We start from the raw sequence: 14654 nt of genomic DNA on the forward strand, positions 1-14654 counted from the left end.
CGCCATCACATCCGGAAGACGCCGTAGGAAACGGGTTCGAGCGGGGCCTGCGCGCACACCGAAAGGGCAAGGCCGAGCACGGTTCTGGTGTCGGCCGGATCGATGACACCGTCGTCCCAGAGGCGCGCGGTCGAGTAGTAAGGGTTGCCCTGGCCCTCGTACTGGTCCCGGATCGGGGCTTTGAATGCCTCCTCGTCGTCCGCGGACCAGGGCTGCCCGCTGCTGTCGAGCTGGTCGCCGCGCACTGTCGCGAGCACCGACGCGGCCTGCTCGCCACCCATCACCGAGATCCGCGCGTTCGGCCACATCCACAGGAACCGCGGCGAATACGCGCGCCCGCACATCGAGTAGTTGCCCGCGCCGTAGGAGCCGCCGATCACGACGGTGAGCTTCGGCACCCGCGCGCAGGCCACCGCGGTGACCATCTTCGCGCCGTGCTTGGCGATGCCGCCCGCCTCGTAGTCGCGGCCGACCATGAAGCCGGTGATGTTCTGCAGGAACAGCAGCGGGATGCTGCGCTTGTCGCACAACTCGATGAAATGCGCGCCCTTCATGGCGGATTCGCTGAACAGCACGCCGTTGTTGGCGATGATGCCCACCGGATGCCCGTGGATGCGCGCGAATCCGGTGACCAAGGTCTTGCCGTACTCGGCCTTGAACTCGTGGAAGCCGCTCGCTCCGTCGCCCGAACCGTCGACCACGCGGTGGATGACGTCGCGTACGTCGTATGGCGTGCGCAGATCGACCGGGACCACGTCGTAGAGTTCCGATTCCGGCGCGGTGGGTGCGACGGTTGGCCGCACCTCCCATGGGCCGGCCGCGCGCGGTCCGAGCGTGCCGACGATGCGGCGCACGATGCGCAGCGCGTCCTGGTCGTCCTCGGCCAAGTGGTCGGTGACGCCCGACGTGCGGGAGTGCAGTTCGCCGCCGCCGAGTTCCTCGGCCGTCACCACCTCGCCGGTCGCGGCCTTCACCAGCGGCGGCCCGCCGAGGAAGATGGTGCCTTGATTCCGCACGATCACGGCTTCGTCGCTCATCGCGGGAACGTAAGCGCCACCGGCTGTGCACGAGCCGAGCACTGCCGCGATCTGCGGGATTCCCTTGGCGCTCATGGTCGCCTGGTTGTAGAAGATGCGGCCGAAGTGTTCCCGGTCGGGGAACACCTCGTCCTGGCGCGGCAGGTACGCGCCGCCGGAGTCGACCAGATACAGGCACGGCAACCGGTTCTGCAACGCGATCTCCTGCGCGCGCAGATGCTTCTTCACCGTCATGGGGTAGTAGGTGCCGCCCTTGACGGTGGCGTCGTTGGCCACGATCACGCATTCACGCCCGGACACCCGGCCGATCCCGGTGATGATCCCGGCGCCGGGGGACTCGTCGCTGTACATCCCGGTCGCGGCCAGTGGGGACAGCTCGAGAAACGGGCTGCCCGGGTCGAGCAGTTGGTCCACCCGCTGCCGCGGCAGCAGCTTGCCCCGCGCAACGTGGCGTTCGCGCGCCTTCGCCGGTCCGCCGAGCGCCGCGGCGGCCAGCCGGGCGCGCAGGTCGTCGACCAGCGCCGCGTGCGCGGCCTGGTTGCCGACCTCTTCGGTAACGGTCATCACGCCATCCTGTCGTCCAGTTAGTCGACGATAACTGGAATTCAGGTTAGTCTTGGTTAACCGAGATGTCCAGATCGGCGGAAAGGACCGCGCGTGACCAGTGCCGAACCCGTCGCGCCCACCCGTCGCGAGCAGCTGAAGGCGCAGCGAAGGTCGCAACTGCTGGAGGCGGGCGCCCGGCTCATCGCCGACCGGGGCTTCCTCGGCATGCGCTTGGACGACTTGGGCGCCGCCGTCGGCATCAGCGGTCCCGCCGTCTACCGGCACTTCCCGAACAAGGAAGCGCTGCTGATCGAGTTGCTGGTCGGGGTGAGTCAGCGGCTGCTGGATGGCGGGAAGGCCGTGGTGGCGACGACGAATTCGGCCCAGCAGGCGCTCGCCGGGCTGGTGGACCACCACCTGGACTTCGCGTTCGGCGAGCCGGAGCTGATCCGCATCCAAGACCGCGACCTGGACAACGTGCCCGCACCGGCCCGCCGGGAGATCCGCCGCACCCAGCGCCAGTATGTGGAGATCTGGGTCGCGGTGCTGCGCGAGTTGCATCCCGAGCTACCCGAGGAGACGGCGCGGGTGCAGGCCCACGCCGCCTTCGGTCTGATCAACTCGACCCCGCACAGCGCGACCAACGCCACCGCGGTCCGGGCCCGCCCGGTGCTGCGCCGTATGGCGCTGGCCGCCTTGGGGTGAGCGCGCCCTCATCGCGCGCTCCACCCGCCGTCCATCGTGTAGGACGCGCCGGTGACCATTCCCGCGTTCGGTGAGGCCAGCCAGCCCACCAGCGCCCCCACCTCGTCCGGCTCGACGAGGCGTTTGATCGCGCTCTCGGTGAGCAGGATCTTTTCCACCACTTCCTGTTCCGGCACGCCGTGTGCTCTGGCCTGGTCGGCGATCTGCTTGTCCACCAAAGGGGTTCGCACATAGCCGGGGTTGACGCAATTGCTCGTCACGCCGTGCGGGCCGCCTTCGAGTGCGGTGACCTTCGACAGCCCCTCGAGCCCGTGCTTGGCCGTCACGTAGGCGACCTTGTACGCCGAGGCGCGCAGGCCGTGCACCGAGGAGATGTTGATGATCCGTCCCCAGCCCTGCCGGTACATATGCGGTAACGCCGCGCGCACCAAGAGAAACGGCGCCTCGACCATCAGCGTGAGCAGATCGCGGAACCGCTGGGGCGCGAAGTCCTCGATCGGGCTGATGTGCTGGACTCCGGCATTGTTCACCAGGATGTCGGCGTCGAGTTCCAGTGTTTCCAGCGACGTGACGTCGAGCAGGTCCACCGCCCAGGACGTGCCGCCGAGCTCGCGGGCCACCGCTTTGGCGCCGACGTCATCGATGTCGGCGACGGTGACCACCGCGCCGCGCGCCGCGAGCGCACGGGCGCAGGCCGCGCCGATGCCGCTCGCGCCGCCGGTGACCAGGGCCGTGCGCCCCGCGAGATCGCTCATGACCGCGTCTCGCCTGCGCTCGACTCCGTCATCCGCGCTGTGTCGATGATTCGCTCGCCGCGCTCGCTCATCGGACCGTCACTTTTGCGGTTCGCACGCCGAGTTTCTCGGCGTCGGCGAGATCGATGCTTTCCAAGCTCAGGCCTTTCGTTTCGCGAGCGACGAGCACGGCGATCGCGCTGATCGCGGCCGCGCCGGCGAGGTACCACGCGATCGGCACCGCGGAGTCATAGGTGTTGAGCAGCCGGACGGCGATGATCGGCGCCAGCGACCCGGCCGCGATCGAGGTGACCTGATAGCCCAGCGACACACCGGAGTAGCGCATCCGGGTGGGGAACATCTCGGCCATGATCGCGGGCTGCCCGGCGTACATGAAGGCGTGGAAGACCAAGCCGATGATGATGGCGGACATGATCACCACGTTGTGGCCGCTGTCCATCATCGGGAAGGCGAAGAAGCCCCAGGTGCCCGCGGTCAGCGCGCCGACCAGGTAGACCGGCCGCCTGCCGAAGCGGTCGGACAGCTTGCCCACCAGCGGGATCACCCCGAAGTGCACCGCGTGCGCGGCGAGTAGCCACCACAGGATGACTTTGGTGTCGACGTGCACCTGCACCTTGAGATAGGTGATGGTGAAGGTCACCACCAGGTAGTACATGACGTTCTCGCCGAAACGCAGTCCCATCGCGGTGAGCACGCCGCGCGGGTACCGGCGCAGCACCTCGACGACGCTGAGCGAGGTCGCCTTGATCTGCTCGGCTTCCTGTTGCGCCGCGACGAAAATGGGCGCGTCGGTGATCTTCGTGCGGATGTAGTAGCCGACCAGCACCACCACCGCCGACAGCCAGAACGCTACCCGCCAGCCCCAGCTGAGGAATGCCGCGTCCGACAGCGTGGAGGTGAGCACCAGCAGCACCATCGTCGCCAGCAGGTTGCCCGCGGGCACGCCCGCCTGCGGCCAGCTCGCCCAGAAACCGCGGCTGCGGCTGGGACTGTGCTCGGCAACCAGCAGCACCGCGCCGCCCCATTCCCCGCCGACCGCGAAACCCTGGATGAAGCGCAGGATCACCAGCAGCGCGGGCGCCCAGTAGCCGATCTGCGCGAAGGTCGGCAGGCAGCCCATCAAGAAGGTCGCGGCGCCCACCAGCACCAGGCTGAACTGGAGCAGCTTCTTGCGACCGTATTTGTCGCCGAAATGCCCGAACACGACGCCGCCGAGTGGGCGGGCGGCGAAGCCGACGGCGTAGGTCACGAAGGCGGCGAGGATGGCGTCCAGGTCGCTGGTGTCCTTGGCGAAGAACACCTTGCTGAACACGAGCGTGGCGGCGGTGCCGTAGAGGAAGAACTCATACCACTCGACGACCGTGCCCGCCATGGACGCGGCCACTACACGCCGCAAACCGCTGGTTTCGCCTGGATCTACGCCTTTCGGCTTGGCCGGGTTCGCCCCGGCGTCGTGCACCCTCATCGCACTTCTCCTTCGTGCCCGGGGCCACACTTCGGTCTCGATGTGACGGCCCCCACAATGCTTTGGCTGAACCGAGTATTCGTGCAGACGAATCGCGCCGCAATGACCATTAATGCAGTACGCATCTGCAATCATGCAGATATGAGCCCGGCTTCCGCGGGGTCCCCCCGGCGTCCCAGCGCCGATGACCTCCTCGTTCTGCTCGCGGTCGGACGATCCGGCCGCTTCGTCACCGCAGCCGAGGAACTCGGCATCAACCACACCACGATCTCACGCCGCATCGCCGCACTGGAGCAAACGCTCGGCGGCCGGGTGCTCACTCGCGTGAGCGGCGGCTGGGAGCTGACCGATCTCGGCAAGGAGGCGCTCGCCGCGGCCGAGGCGGTGGAGTCGGCGGTGAAATCGCTCGCCGCGGACGCGGGCGGCAACCGTGTGCTGGAGGGCGTGGTGCGGATCTCCGCGACCGACGGCTTCAGCGCCTACATCGCCGCGCCCGCGGCCGCCGAGGTGCGGAGGCGGCATCCGAAAATCACCGTCGAGATCGTGGCGACAACCAGGCGCGCGTCGCAGCAGCGATCAAGTCTCGACCTCGAGGTGGTGGTCGGCGAGCCGCAAGTGCACCGAGCCACCGCAATCCGCCTGGCCGACTACTGCCTCGGCCTCTACGGCTCGCGCGAATACCTGCACGAGCACGGCACCCCCGCGACGATCGACGACCTGGCCCGGCACCCGCTGGTGTACTTCATCGATTCCATGCTCCAGGTCGACGACCTCGACCTCGCCTCCAGCTTCGCGCCCTCCATGCGCGAATCCGTCACCTCCACCAACGTTTTCGTGCACGTCGAGGCCACCCGCGCCGCCGCGGGCCTGGGCCTGCTGCCCTGCTTCATGGCCGACCGCCACGCGGACCTGGTCCGCGTCCTCGCCGATTCCGTGACGGTCACCCTCGGCTACTGGCTGGTCGCCCGCGCCGAGACCCTCCGCCGCCCAGAGGTCGCCGCCGTCGTCGCCGCGATCCGGGCCGTGATCGACGACCAGCGCGACACTCTCCTCGGCCGTCCTCGGTGACTTTGCCGCAGGTCGCAACCACTGTTCTTGCCACGCATCGACAGCGTCCTGAACTCTCAGCGGGTTCCCGGGAACCCGGGTTCACGGCTGGACGGGAACTGCTGTGTCGTTCGTATTCCGTGGCACTCGCTGCGGGCTACCGCGGGTGCCGTCATCGAGCGTGTGGATGGGGGCGCTCGATCGTGTTCCGGGTCCGAGCCCACACCTCCTCTGCCTCGAACCGGGCGGCTTGCCACGAGTCTGCCGCGACACCGACTTGTCCGCGCCACTTCCGCATGATGTCCGTGTGCACCGGCCATCGCACGAAACGCCGCATATCCTGCTCGGTTTCCCACACGGAGATCGAGCCGCCACGTAATTGCGAGGGCCGACCCCAGAGCCACAGGCCGACGGCGCCGTGCATGACGGGCCAGGTACGCCCCAGCTCCATTCCGGTCTTGTAGATGAGCTGAACGTCCTCGTCGGAGGTGGCCAGAAAGTCCGTGACGCTGACGAATATCGGCCCGGAGATGTCTTGCCGTGGTCCGGCTTGCCACGGCATGAGCACAGTGCCTTCCGAAAACGGCTGGTCGCCCGTCATGGCCGCGCCTGCTCTGCCAGGACGATGTGAATTGGAAGAAAGACAATAAGCATGCACAGATAGTACGCAGCTGCGTACTATTAATCAACCGTCGAAAGTTTGCCTCCGGATGGAACATTGGAAGGGTGCATTCTCGGCCGCGCACGTGGTAACCTCAATTCATTGAATGATCGTTTAGTCAATGAGGTCGTGGTGGCAAGTCGACGAGAACAGGCTGAGTGGCGGCGCGAGCGCTTGCTCGACGCGGCGTTGGATGTGTTCGCAACGAAGGGCATCGATGGGGCCTCGGTCAAGGACATCGCGGCTGCGGCCGAGGTGACGCCGGGACTGCTGTATCACTACTTCGCCGGCAAGGAAGCGCTGGTGACCGCGTTGCTGCGGGAGCGGGGGTTCTCGCGGCAGTTGCGCGAATTGCTGGAGCAGGCGCGGGGGCTGGCGGCGGCCGAGGTCCTTCCCCGGGTGATGCGCGAGTTCGACAGCCTGCTGGCCGACAACACCAAGCTGCTCAGGCTGTTTTTCGCGGCGGGCCATTCACACGAGAACGTCCGGGTTGTGCTGGCGGAGTTCGTCGCCGAAGGCCAGACAGCGATGGCCGACTACCTGCGCTCACGCGTGGCCGCCGGGGAATTGCGCGACCACGATGTGCACACGACCGCGACTGCGCTGTTCGCGACTCTCGCCGTCGGGCGCAGCGCTGGAAACCCCGTCGATGTCGCCGAGCTGGCCGCTCTCGTGCTCCACGGACTTGTTCGACCCAATGGCGGCACGCCACCCGAAGAAGAAGGAGAGATCGCCGGTGCATGACATGAAGGTGCAATGTTGCGTGGTAGGAGGAGGACCCGCCGGGATGATGCTGGGGACTTTGCTGGCCCGGCAGGGCGTCGAGGTGATCGTGCTGGAGAAACACGCCGACTTCCTGCGCGACTTCCGCGGCGACACCATCCATCCGTCCACCCAGGAACTCATCCACGAACTCGGCTGGCTGGACGAATTCCACCGCCTCCCGCACAGCACGATGGACCGGGTCACCGTCGCCGTCGGTGGCACGCCGGTGACCTTCGCGGATTTCCGGAAGCTGCCGGTCCGCAGCCCCTACATCGCGTTCATGCCGCAATGGGAGTTCCTGAATTTCCTTGCGACCAAGGCCGCGACATTCCCCGGCTTCCAGCTCATGCAGCGCACCGAAGCGTCCGAGATGCTCATCGAGAACGATCGTGTGGTCGGCGTACGGGCGACCACCGATAGCGGGCAGCTCGAGATCCGCGCCGACCTCGTCGTAGCGGCCGATGGCCGACACTCGCGCATGCGAGACCAGGCCGGTTTGCGTGCCAAGGTGAGCTCGCCGCCTATGGACGTCCTGTGGTTCCGGCTGTCGCGGCGGGCGACAGACCGGGTCGAGTTCTTCCAGGGCGGTAAAGGGGCAATGGTCGCCATCGACCGCGGTGACTACTGGCAGGTCGCATACACCATCCCGACGGACTCTTACCAGGAGCTGCGCGCGCTCGGAATCGGCGAGCTACACAATAGAATAGGTGCACTCGCCCCCGCATTGCGGGACCGTGTTCACGAACTCGCCAGTTGGGATGATATCCATCAGCTGACGGTGCGTGTCGATCGGCTCGATAACTGGTATCGACCGGGCCTGCTCTGCATCGGCGATGCCGCGCACGCTATGTCACCGGCGGGTGGTGTCGGAATAAACCTGGCCATCCAGGATGCCGTTGCGACCGCGAATATCCTCGGCCCGAAACTGCTCGCACACAACCTGACCGACGCCGATCCACCCCGCGTGCAAGCACGCCGCCAACTGCCGGTCAAACTGACCCAACTATTCCAGCTGGCCATCCTGCGCGACCTCTACCCCAAGAACCTCCACGACAACACAGCCACCCACGTGCCACCGATCTTCCGCGTGTTCCGCCGCCTACCTGTACTACGCCACGCGGCAGGCCGATTCATCGGCCTCGGCGTCCGGCCGGAACACATCCGAAGCTGAACGCCGCCGAAGGGAGCCTCATCCGCAGGTCGTGCAGGGACACAGCGTTTCGACCTTGCCGGTCCGCAGCTATCCCCGGAGGTCCCCGGGGTTCGTTCGACCCGGCAAGGGATGAGCCAGGTAGCCATCGGCGAAGAACAGCATGGAGCCGCACTGATCGCATCGGTAGGCGTGCTGCTGCACAACCTGCTGGCCCCACTCGTTCGGATGGTCGGTCATGAAGCCGGTATGCCCGGTGATGAAACCGAGCACACCGATGTAGGTCCGTTGCCGTTCACAGCACGGACAGGTCAGGTCAACGGCCTCCCGCTTACGACGAATCTCGTTTTCTTTCAGCGTTATCCGTTGCTGCGCCTGATCGATATAGCGCCTGGCGTCCGCCAGTGACAGTCGCTGCGGTTCACTCCACGAGCCTTCGTACACATTGTCGACGGCAGTCCGAAGGTGCGCGAACTCCGCTTCGGAATAGTGCACCACCCGCGTACCTCTGAGTCCGCCCTCTACGCGATAGGTGATCTCCGCCCGTGAAACCCCCTGCGGTAAGCCCCTGGACAGCTTTACCCGCTTCGGGTCATCCGCATCCGGCTTGAATTCGATCCCCCGGTCCGACACACGGTGCACGATACCGTCCGAGCCGGAATGGTGAAGCATAGTGGGATCTACCTCCGCTGACGTGCCCGCTTGCCGGTGATAGCAGGAGCATCGGAAGTCGGCAGTCCGAGGATCTGCCGATGGTTCTTCCGTCAATCTGCCGACAGTCGTTCCGTTGGTCTACCGATGAAGTGGCAGACGTTCTCCGGAACCCCTTACGGCGATTTTCTCCAGATCATGCGTGATTTCGGCCGGATCCTGGGTGGTGTCGCAGCGCCGATCTCGCGCAAAGTCGAGGCTCTGCGCACGGATGAATACGACTGTCCTGAACGAGGCTGGCGTGGCGGTCAGGTCGTGTGCAACCAAGGTGTCGACCGGTGCCATGCCGATATCGCGGAGATTGCGGCGCCGGGCGGCCGTGGGGTGTTCACGAGGAACTATCGGCCTGAACCTCGACGCGAGAAGCGCAGGTCGGACTTCCGCCATGAGGTGAACGCGGAGTTGTTCGATCGGCAGTCGATCGGGCGGCGGCGGAACGTCAGCGACGCGTGTTGCTTCGGGGCGTTGCATCTGGCCGTGCTTCCCGATGAAGATCGTGCTGGATGGCTACTGCACCGGCAATGCCCATGACCTCCGGGTAGTAGCGCAGCGCTGGAAGTGGGTTTGCCTTGACTAGTGCCTCGTCCAGATAGGTTCACTGGTATTCGAGTTCAGTAACGCGGCGAGGGTAGTCGAATGGCGGCGCGACACGCCGTGGCCAACCGCCTTTCGACTACGTTCGCGGACTCGTCCATGCCGGCGGTTACAGCAGAATCGATCTGGACGAGGCACTAGGTATCCGTGTCGGGGTCGAACTGAACGACATCACGTTGCCGGACCCGCGGCTGGTTTACGCTCTAGTCGGCGAGCGAGCACACAGATCCTGATGGGCCGCTCACATTGAGCGATGTTGTGGAGGCACGATCGCGCCGACCAGGCAACATGTCGAAGACGTTGCTGCGGTGTACATCCGGGCGTGGGTTGGCCAGGACCCGGACTTGATCGTCACCATCTTCGGCGAGGACGCCACCTATCACGAGCGGGTGCTCGACGCGCCGATCGAGGGCCGCGAGGGTATCCGCGCGTACTGGAAATCGAAGGTTGTCGAGTCGCAAGGCAATATCGAATGCGACCTGCTGGCGTTGTACGTGGACGGTAGTACCGCCGTGGCGGAGTGGGAAGCACGGTTCGATGACCGGGTCCAGGGCAACCGCAAGCAGATGCGCGAGGTAGCGATCCTCGAATTCGATGGGCCGCTGATCGCAAGTTTGCGGGAGTACTGGACTTCACGCGTGACGCGCTGAGCAGCGGGACTGGTTACGAGCCAGTTCCGGTGAACTCTCAGTATTGATGTCACGCAGACGATTTCACCGGTCTCGGGTGATTCCCCGGCTGCGTTCTTGGCCGTAGTCAGTGCCGCCGCGCTGCACTTGCGGAGCTTGCCCCGGCTGCTCCCGCACCGCCGCTGAGGGTGGTTGTGCTTGGCCGAGTCCAAGAATTTGCAACACTTCCGGCGGTACTCCGCGGGCTTGGAGTCGACGCCTACCCCTTCTCGTCATCACTCGATCAGGCCAGTGTCCCGCCTGCACGTGTCACGGGGCAAGCGGCGGACGGGCGCGGGTGTCGCAGTCGTCCGCTGCCCGAAACGCAACCATCATCGCTCCAGGTACAGCCGTTCACACGGTGATCGCGGGCCGTCGATGTCATCCGTAGACACTGCCCCCGCTCCGGACAGGGCGCAGAAGAGCGTTCGGACTCAGCCGTCGGCGACGGCAACGCAACCGCCCCACCTTCCGGGCAATCGACACGTTGATTCGGAACAACTCGGCGAAAAGCTTTGTGTCCTCAGGAAGGTCAGGCCGTGCGCATGGATGAATCCGGCCGTTCTGAACGAGGCTGGACTGGCGCTCAGGCCGTGCGCACCAAGGTGTCGAAACGGACGCGGAAGTGTTCGTGGCCGCGCGAGCATGCGGCGGCGACGCGGACCGGGCGCAGTTCGGCCAGCAGGCGTGGTGAGTTGACCGGCCCCTCCAGAAGGGTTAGGGCGGCATGGGCTTCGGTGATGGCCGAGGTCGTGTCTCCCAGGCCCGCGAGGGCGGCGGCGAGGTATGCACGGTAGGACGCTTCATCGCGTGGCGGTTGGGCGCCGCGGTTGCCGATCGTTTCGCGGTAGATGCTGACCGCTCGGCCGTGCTGACCGAGGTAGACGCGGCCTCTGGCCTCGATCGATTTGATCTCGGTCGGCGTGACGTGGTGCAGCCAGACTGGTTCGTCGGCGTCATCGAGCCCTCGATCGACCTCGCGCCAGGCACGGGTGATCGCTTGCTCGAACTCCTGTCGTTCTCCGATGGCCGCGTGGGCCACGGCCTCGCGGGCGGATCGGACTGCATTCAGTCGGGCCGACGGGGTTCGGCGTGCGAGGTGGCTGGCGCGCTGTGCCAGCCGGACCGGCTCTCGGCTGATCGGTCTGTCCGTTGTCAGGAATGTCAGACTGGCAAGCGCATTGGCGAGCAGTTCGTCGCTTCCGGATTGTTCGGCCAGCAGCACCGCCTCGACGTAGCAACGCCGCGCGGCAACTGATCGGCCGCTGTCGAGGCAAAGCCAACCGGCACAGCGGGCAAGCCGACTCGTCTCCACCAAGAGGCGCACGCCGGTTTGCCGTCCATAGTCGCCGTGATCAAGCAGGCGGCGAGCCAATCCGTACTGGTGAAGAGCGTACTCGGCGATATCCCCGCCGCCGAAGTGATTGTCGTGATTCCACATGCGCTGGGTCAGTGCCTGGAAGTAACCGATATGGCCCGAGCCGACCTGTGTCGGCGTCGAAGTTGCTGGTGCTCCTACGGCCACTGTCGCGATCGTTGCTGCTAGGCCGAATTGTCTGCGGTCCATATCGTCGGCTCCTTTACCCCCCTCTTCGATGGTCCTCGGATCCGCGGGTCCGAGCAAGATCGGGAGCAATGCCGTGCGGGGAACTCCCAGTGCGTCGGCGGCGCGGATCAGTTCGCGAATATCGAAGATTGTCCCGACTTCGCCGCGTTCGACGCGGCCTGCATGGGTGCGGTCCCAGTGCAGCAAGGCACCGAAGTCGGCTTGGGACAAGCCCATTTCTTTGCGGACCAGGGCGAGGGCCTGACCCGGTCGCCCTTCGGCGAGCAACTTCCGGAATCCCGGCGACTTCCACGCGCTATTGATCTCTTTGTCGATCACATTTGCCCCTACCCCGAAAGCCATTGTTACGAGCGAACTTTAGGTGAGAAGCCGCCCGCTGTGCGGCTCAACGGCAGATATGGCACTCCTGTTGTCGTGCGCTTGACAGCGTCGCCGCGCACCCTTCGTTCCCTGAGGCTTGCGTTGCGCCCGGCGTCGGGGTGATGTCGGGCCCCACCACGACACTCCGGACGCAGTGAGCTGCGAGCGGTGGCTAAAGCCCCCGACTGCGGGCGTTCCCATCGAACGAGAGGTCATCGTGAAGCCGAAAGTGGTCGGGTATCTGCGTCGCGACATCTCCGGTCGCCGCGCGCGCCGACATGAACTCGAAATCCGGTCACTGGCACGGTTATCCGGCTACGACCTGGCTCGGACACTGGTCGTCGGCCCGACCGCGCCCGCCTCGATCGCAGCGCTGCTCACGGTGATCGGCCGAGTCGGCGCAGCGGCCGTGATCACCCCAGCGTTGGACCACTTGGAATCTCGCGAAGATACGATCATGGCGGTGTGCGGGCTGATCACGCTCGACTCCGGGAATATTCCGCCGCATGATGCGCGAGGCGTGGTCTGGTGAAGCGTGCGGGCATGGTCTGAGCGGACGGGATCCGATGACCGCGTGCGAGGTCTCGCGGATGTGGGTCGTCCTAACTGTGGTTCATCGTGATGATCGGCGAGAGGGAGACGGCGGGCGAACGTCGGGGCGATGATGCGCGGAGTGGTTTCCCGGTCCTGATCCTGGACGCTGCGGGTCATGCGTGTCAGCGCTGATTGGGCACTTGGTCGACCTAGGGTGAGCCGATGGCTTCACTTTCCGATCCCGACGTGCGCGCATTTCTCACCCAAGGAACCCGGACGGGCAAAGTGGCTTTCGTGGCCGCTGACGGCAGGCCGATGGTTACGCCGGTCTGGTTCGTCCTCGACGGGGACGAGTTGGTGTTCAACACGGGCAAGTCGACAGTCAAGGGTCAGGCGTTCGCGCGGGACGGGCGGGTCGCGGTGTGCGTCGATCTAGAGGTGCCGCCGTATGCGTCGGTTCAGTTGCAGGGCTCCGTGACACTCTCGGAGGACCCGGACGAGTTGCTGCGCACCGCCACTGCGATCGGCGGACGGTATATGGGGGCGGATCGGGCCGAGGAATTCGGCAAGCGCAATGGCGTTCCCGGCGAGCTGGTGGTCCGGCTGCGGCCCGCGAAAGTGGTCGCGCACTTCGACGTGACCGGCTGAGGCGCTCGGCGCTCGAGGTTGGTCGCCCTCTTCGACGCGACGGTGTGGACTGCTCGGCACTCGTGGTACCGGTGCGGCCTGAGCGGAGGAGTTCGGTGAGCACAACGGGGTCTGGTCAGCAGGTGGTCCGGCTGTGGGCCGCGAAGGCGCACTTCGACGTGACCGGCTGAGGTCGGGCTCCGGCACTGTGTGAACGAGTGGCGAAGTCGACGTTCGGGTGCGACGAGTTCGGTTGCCGGTTGGACATACCTCCGCCTTGCTCCGGCCGCGCGGGCTGACGACGGACTACGTCCGACTGTGCCCATAAGGTGGCGTGCGGCGGTCAATACACTCGGCGCATGACCGTGCACTTCATCGGGGCGGGGCCGGGTGCGGCAGATCTGTTGACGGTGCGCGCGGTCGAACTCATGCGCGCGTCGCCGGTCTGTCTCTATGCAGGTACCTACCTGGACTCCCAAGTGTTGGCGTACTGCGCGCCGGATGCCGAGTTGATCGATACCCAGCACTTGGACCTCGATCAGATCACCGATCATCTGGTGCGCGCCGACCGCGCGGGCAAGGACGTGGCTCGGCTGTGCTCGGGCGACCCGTCGTTGTATTCCGCGCTCACCGAGCAGACTCGCAGGCTGGACGCGCACGGTGTTCCGTGGGATGTCACGCCGGGCGTGCCCGCTTACGCCGCGGCCGCGGCGCTGCTCGGTGCCGAGTTGACGGTGCCGGAGCTGGTGCAGTCGGTGGTGCTGACTCGCGCGCACGCCCGCTCGACCGCGATGCCCGAGTCGGAGGCGCTGGCGAACTTCGCGGCCACCGGCGCGACGCTCGTGCTGCACCTGGCCATCACCCGAGTCCGCGCGCTGGCGGCCGAACTGGCCGCCGACTACGGCCCGGACTGCCCGGCGGCTGTCGTGTACCGCGCCAGCCAGCCTGAGCAGCTCGTCCTGCGCGGGACGCTGGCCGACATCGCCGCCCAGGTCGAGGCGGCGGGCCTACGACAGGCCGCGGTGATCTTGGTAGGGCGTGCGCTCGCGCCCTCGCTCTCCTGCGCGGAGTCCCACCTCTACGACCCGGCGCGGGGGCGCGGGTCCGCCGACAACTCCGGTATGTGAGAACCGCAACAGTCCCCTTACGAACCGCTCACAACCACTTTGCCTGTGGTGATGTCGTACGGCTATGGAGGTTGGTTGGTCGGGTGGCGGAGGCGACGGTAGATTGATCCGGTGATTCGCAACGGCAGTCCCGGCGGAGCCGGTCGGTGGGCTTCGGGCACGGTCGAGCCCATGTAACAACGCCGGCCTGTTGGACAGATAGTTCAAATGAACATTTTTGCCTGATTGATATGGGAACTGAACTGGAGACGCAGGCGCCACGCTTGGACAGGTGAGCGCCTACTCCAGGTGTGGTCGGGGAGCGCTTGCGTGGTGTTCCGGAAGCGAGGTTACGG

General features: G+C 66.0%; 14 protein-coding genes and 1 pseudogene. 9 read left to right on the forward strand and 6 right to left on the reverse strand.

Annotated elements, in window-relative coordinates:
* Positions 1-5: 5 nt before the first annotated feature.
* Positions 6-1601, reverse strand: coding sequence for a carboxyl transferase domain-containing protein (locus OHA40_RS19620; protein WP_330228362.1), 1596 nt, complete (start codon positions 1599-1601; stop codon positions 6-8).
* 93 nt (positions 1602-1694) lie between these two features.
* On the opposite strand from OHA40_RS19620, the gene OHA40_RS19625 reads away from it, so the two are divergent.
* Positions 1695-2288, forward strand: a complete 594-nt coding sequence (locus OHA40_RS19625; protein ID WP_330228363.1) for an SACE_7040 family transcriptional regulator — start codon at positions 1695-1697, stop codon at positions 2286-2288.
* An 8-nt stretch (positions 2289-2296) separates the two neighbouring features.
* Here the strand turns inward: OHA40_RS19625 and OHA40_RS19630 are convergent.
* Positions 2297-3076, reverse strand: a pseudogene (locus OHA40_RS19630) (3-hydroxybutyrate dehydrogenase); the annotation flags it as partial.
* A 34-nt stretch (positions 3077-3110) separates the two neighbouring features.
* Positions 3111-4643, reverse strand: coding sequence for an MFS transporter (locus tag OHA40_RS19635; protein WP_442943760.1), 1533 nt, complete (start codon positions 4641-4643; stop codon positions 3111-3113).
* 6 nt (positions 4644-4649) lie between these two features.
* On the opposite strand from OHA40_RS19635, the gene OHA40_RS19640 reads away from it, so the two are divergent.
* Positions 4650-5576, forward strand: coding sequence for a LysR family transcriptional regulator (locus OHA40_RS19640; RefSeq protein WP_330228365.1), 927 nt, complete (start codon positions 4650-4652; stop codon positions 5574-5576).
* A gap of 151 nt (positions 5577-5727) precedes the next feature.
* On the opposite strand, the gene OHA40_RS19645 is transcribed toward OHA40_RS19640, so the two are convergent.
* The gene (locus OHA40_RS19645) at positions 5728-6156 is read right to left on the reverse strand and encodes a hypothetical protein (RefSeq protein WP_330228366.1); all 429 of its coding nucleotides are present in this window, start codon (positions 6154-6156) and stop codon (positions 5728-5730) included.
* A 117-nt stretch (positions 6157-6273) separates the two neighbouring features.
* Here OHA40_RS19645 and OHA40_RS19650 point away from each other — a divergent pair, with 117 nt between their 5' ends.
* On the forward strand, positions 6274-6960 hold the full coding sequence (locus OHA40_RS19650) for a TetR/AcrR family transcriptional regulator (protein WP_330228367.1): 687 nt from the start codon (positions 6274-6276) through the stop codon (positions 6958-6960).
* A 43-nt stretch (positions 6961-7003) separates the two neighbouring features.
* Positions 7004-8152, forward strand: a complete 1149-nt coding sequence (locus tag OHA40_RS19655) for an FAD-dependent oxidoreductase (RefSeq protein WP_330228368.1) — start codon at positions 7004-7006, stop codon at positions 8150-8152.
* A gap of 69 nt (positions 8153-8221) precedes the next feature.
* Here the strand turns inward: OHA40_RS19655 and OHA40_RS19660 are convergent, their stop codons facing one another.
* Positions 8222-8803, reverse strand: coding sequence for a hypothetical protein (locus tag OHA40_RS19660; protein WP_330228369.1), 582 nt, complete (start codon positions 8801-8803; stop codon positions 8222-8224).
* A gap of 30 nt (positions 8804-8833) precedes the next feature.
* On the opposite strand from OHA40_RS19660, the gene OHA40_RS19665 reads away from it, so the two are divergent.
* Positions 8834-9373, forward strand: coding sequence for a hypothetical protein (locus tag OHA40_RS19665; RefSeq protein WP_330228370.1), 540 nt, complete (start codon positions 8834-8836; stop codon positions 9371-9373).
* A gap of 407 nt (positions 9374-9780) precedes the next feature.
* Positions 9781-10086 (forward strand): nuclear transport factor 2 family protein, encoded by a 306-nt coding sequence (locus OHA40_RS19670; protein WP_330228371.1) that lies wholly within the window; start codon positions 9781-9783, stop codon positions 10084-10086.
* 604 nt (positions 10087-10690) lie between these two features.
* Here the strand turns inward: OHA40_RS19670 and OHA40_RS19675 are convergent.
* Entirely contained in the window at positions 10691-11989 is a 1299-nt protein-coding gene (locus OHA40_RS19675; protein WP_330228372.1) for a helix-turn-helix domain-containing protein, read from the reverse strand.
* Between the two features lie 259 nt (positions 11990-12248).
* Here OHA40_RS19675 and OHA40_RS19680 point away from each other — a divergent pair, with 259 nt between their 5' ends.
* The 3 genes from OHA40_RS19680 to cobM all read left to right on the forward strand — a co-directional run bounded on the left by OHA40_RS19680 (position 12249) and on the right by cobM (position 14319).
* Positions 12249-12563: a hypothetical protein gene (locus tag OHA40_RS19680; RefSeq protein WP_330228373.1), complete on the forward strand. Its 315-nt coding sequence runs from the start codon at positions 12249-12251 to the stop codon at positions 12561-12563.
* A 224-nt stretch (positions 12564-12787) separates the two neighbouring features.
* Positions 12788-13213: a PPOX class F420-dependent oxidoreductase gene (locus OHA40_RS19685; protein WP_330228374.1), complete on the forward strand. Its 426-nt coding sequence runs from the start codon at positions 12788-12790 to the stop codon at positions 13211-13213.
* A 338-nt stretch (positions 13214-13551) separates the two neighbouring features.
* On the forward strand, positions 13552-14319 hold the full coding sequence (cobM, locus tag OHA40_RS19690) for a precorrin-4 C(11)-methyltransferase (RefSeq protein ID WP_330228375.1): 768 nt from the start codon (positions 13552-13554) through the stop codon (positions 14317-14319).
* The last annotated feature ends 335 nt before the right edge of the window (positions 14320-14654 follow it).

The sequence above is a fragment of the Nocardia sp. NBC_00508 genome, assembly GCF_036346875.1.
In the GTDB taxonomy this organism is placed as follows: Bacteria; Actinomycetota; Actinomycetes; order Mycobacteriales; family Mycobacteriaceae; genus Nocardia.

Coding starts and splice junctions, on each gene's coding strand:
- OHA40_RS19620 (WP_330228362.1), bottom strand. CDS start 1,601: ATGACCGTTACCGAAGAGGTCGGCAACCAGGCCGCGCACGCGGCGCTG.
- OHA40_RS19635 (WP_442943760.1), bottom strand. CDS start 4,643: ATGATTGCAGATGCGTACTGCATTAATGGTCATTGCGGCGCGATTCGT.
- OHA40_RS19640 (WP_330228365.1), top strand. CDS start 4,650: ATGAGCCCGGCTTCCGCGGGGTCCCCCCGGCGTCCCAGCGCCGATGAC.
- OHA40_RS19645 (WP_330228366.1), bottom strand. CDS start 6,156: ATGACGGGCGACCAGCCGTTTTCGGAAGGCACTGTGCTCATGCCGTGG.
- OHA40_RS19655 (WP_330228368.1), top strand. CDS start 7,004: ATGATGCTGGGGACTTTGCTGGCCCGGCAGGGCGTCGAGGTGATCGTG.
- OHA40_RS19660 (WP_330228369.1), bottom strand. CDS start 8,803: ATGCTTCACCATTCCGGCTCGGACGGTATCGTGCACCGTGTGTCGGAC.
- OHA40_RS19685 (WP_330228374.1), top strand. CDS start 12,788: ATGGCTTCACTTTCCGATCCCGACGTGCGCGCATTTCTCACCCAAGGA.
- cobM (WP_330228375.1), top strand. CDS start 13,552: ATGACCGTGCACTTCATCGGGGCGGGGCCGGGTGCGGCAGATCTGTTG.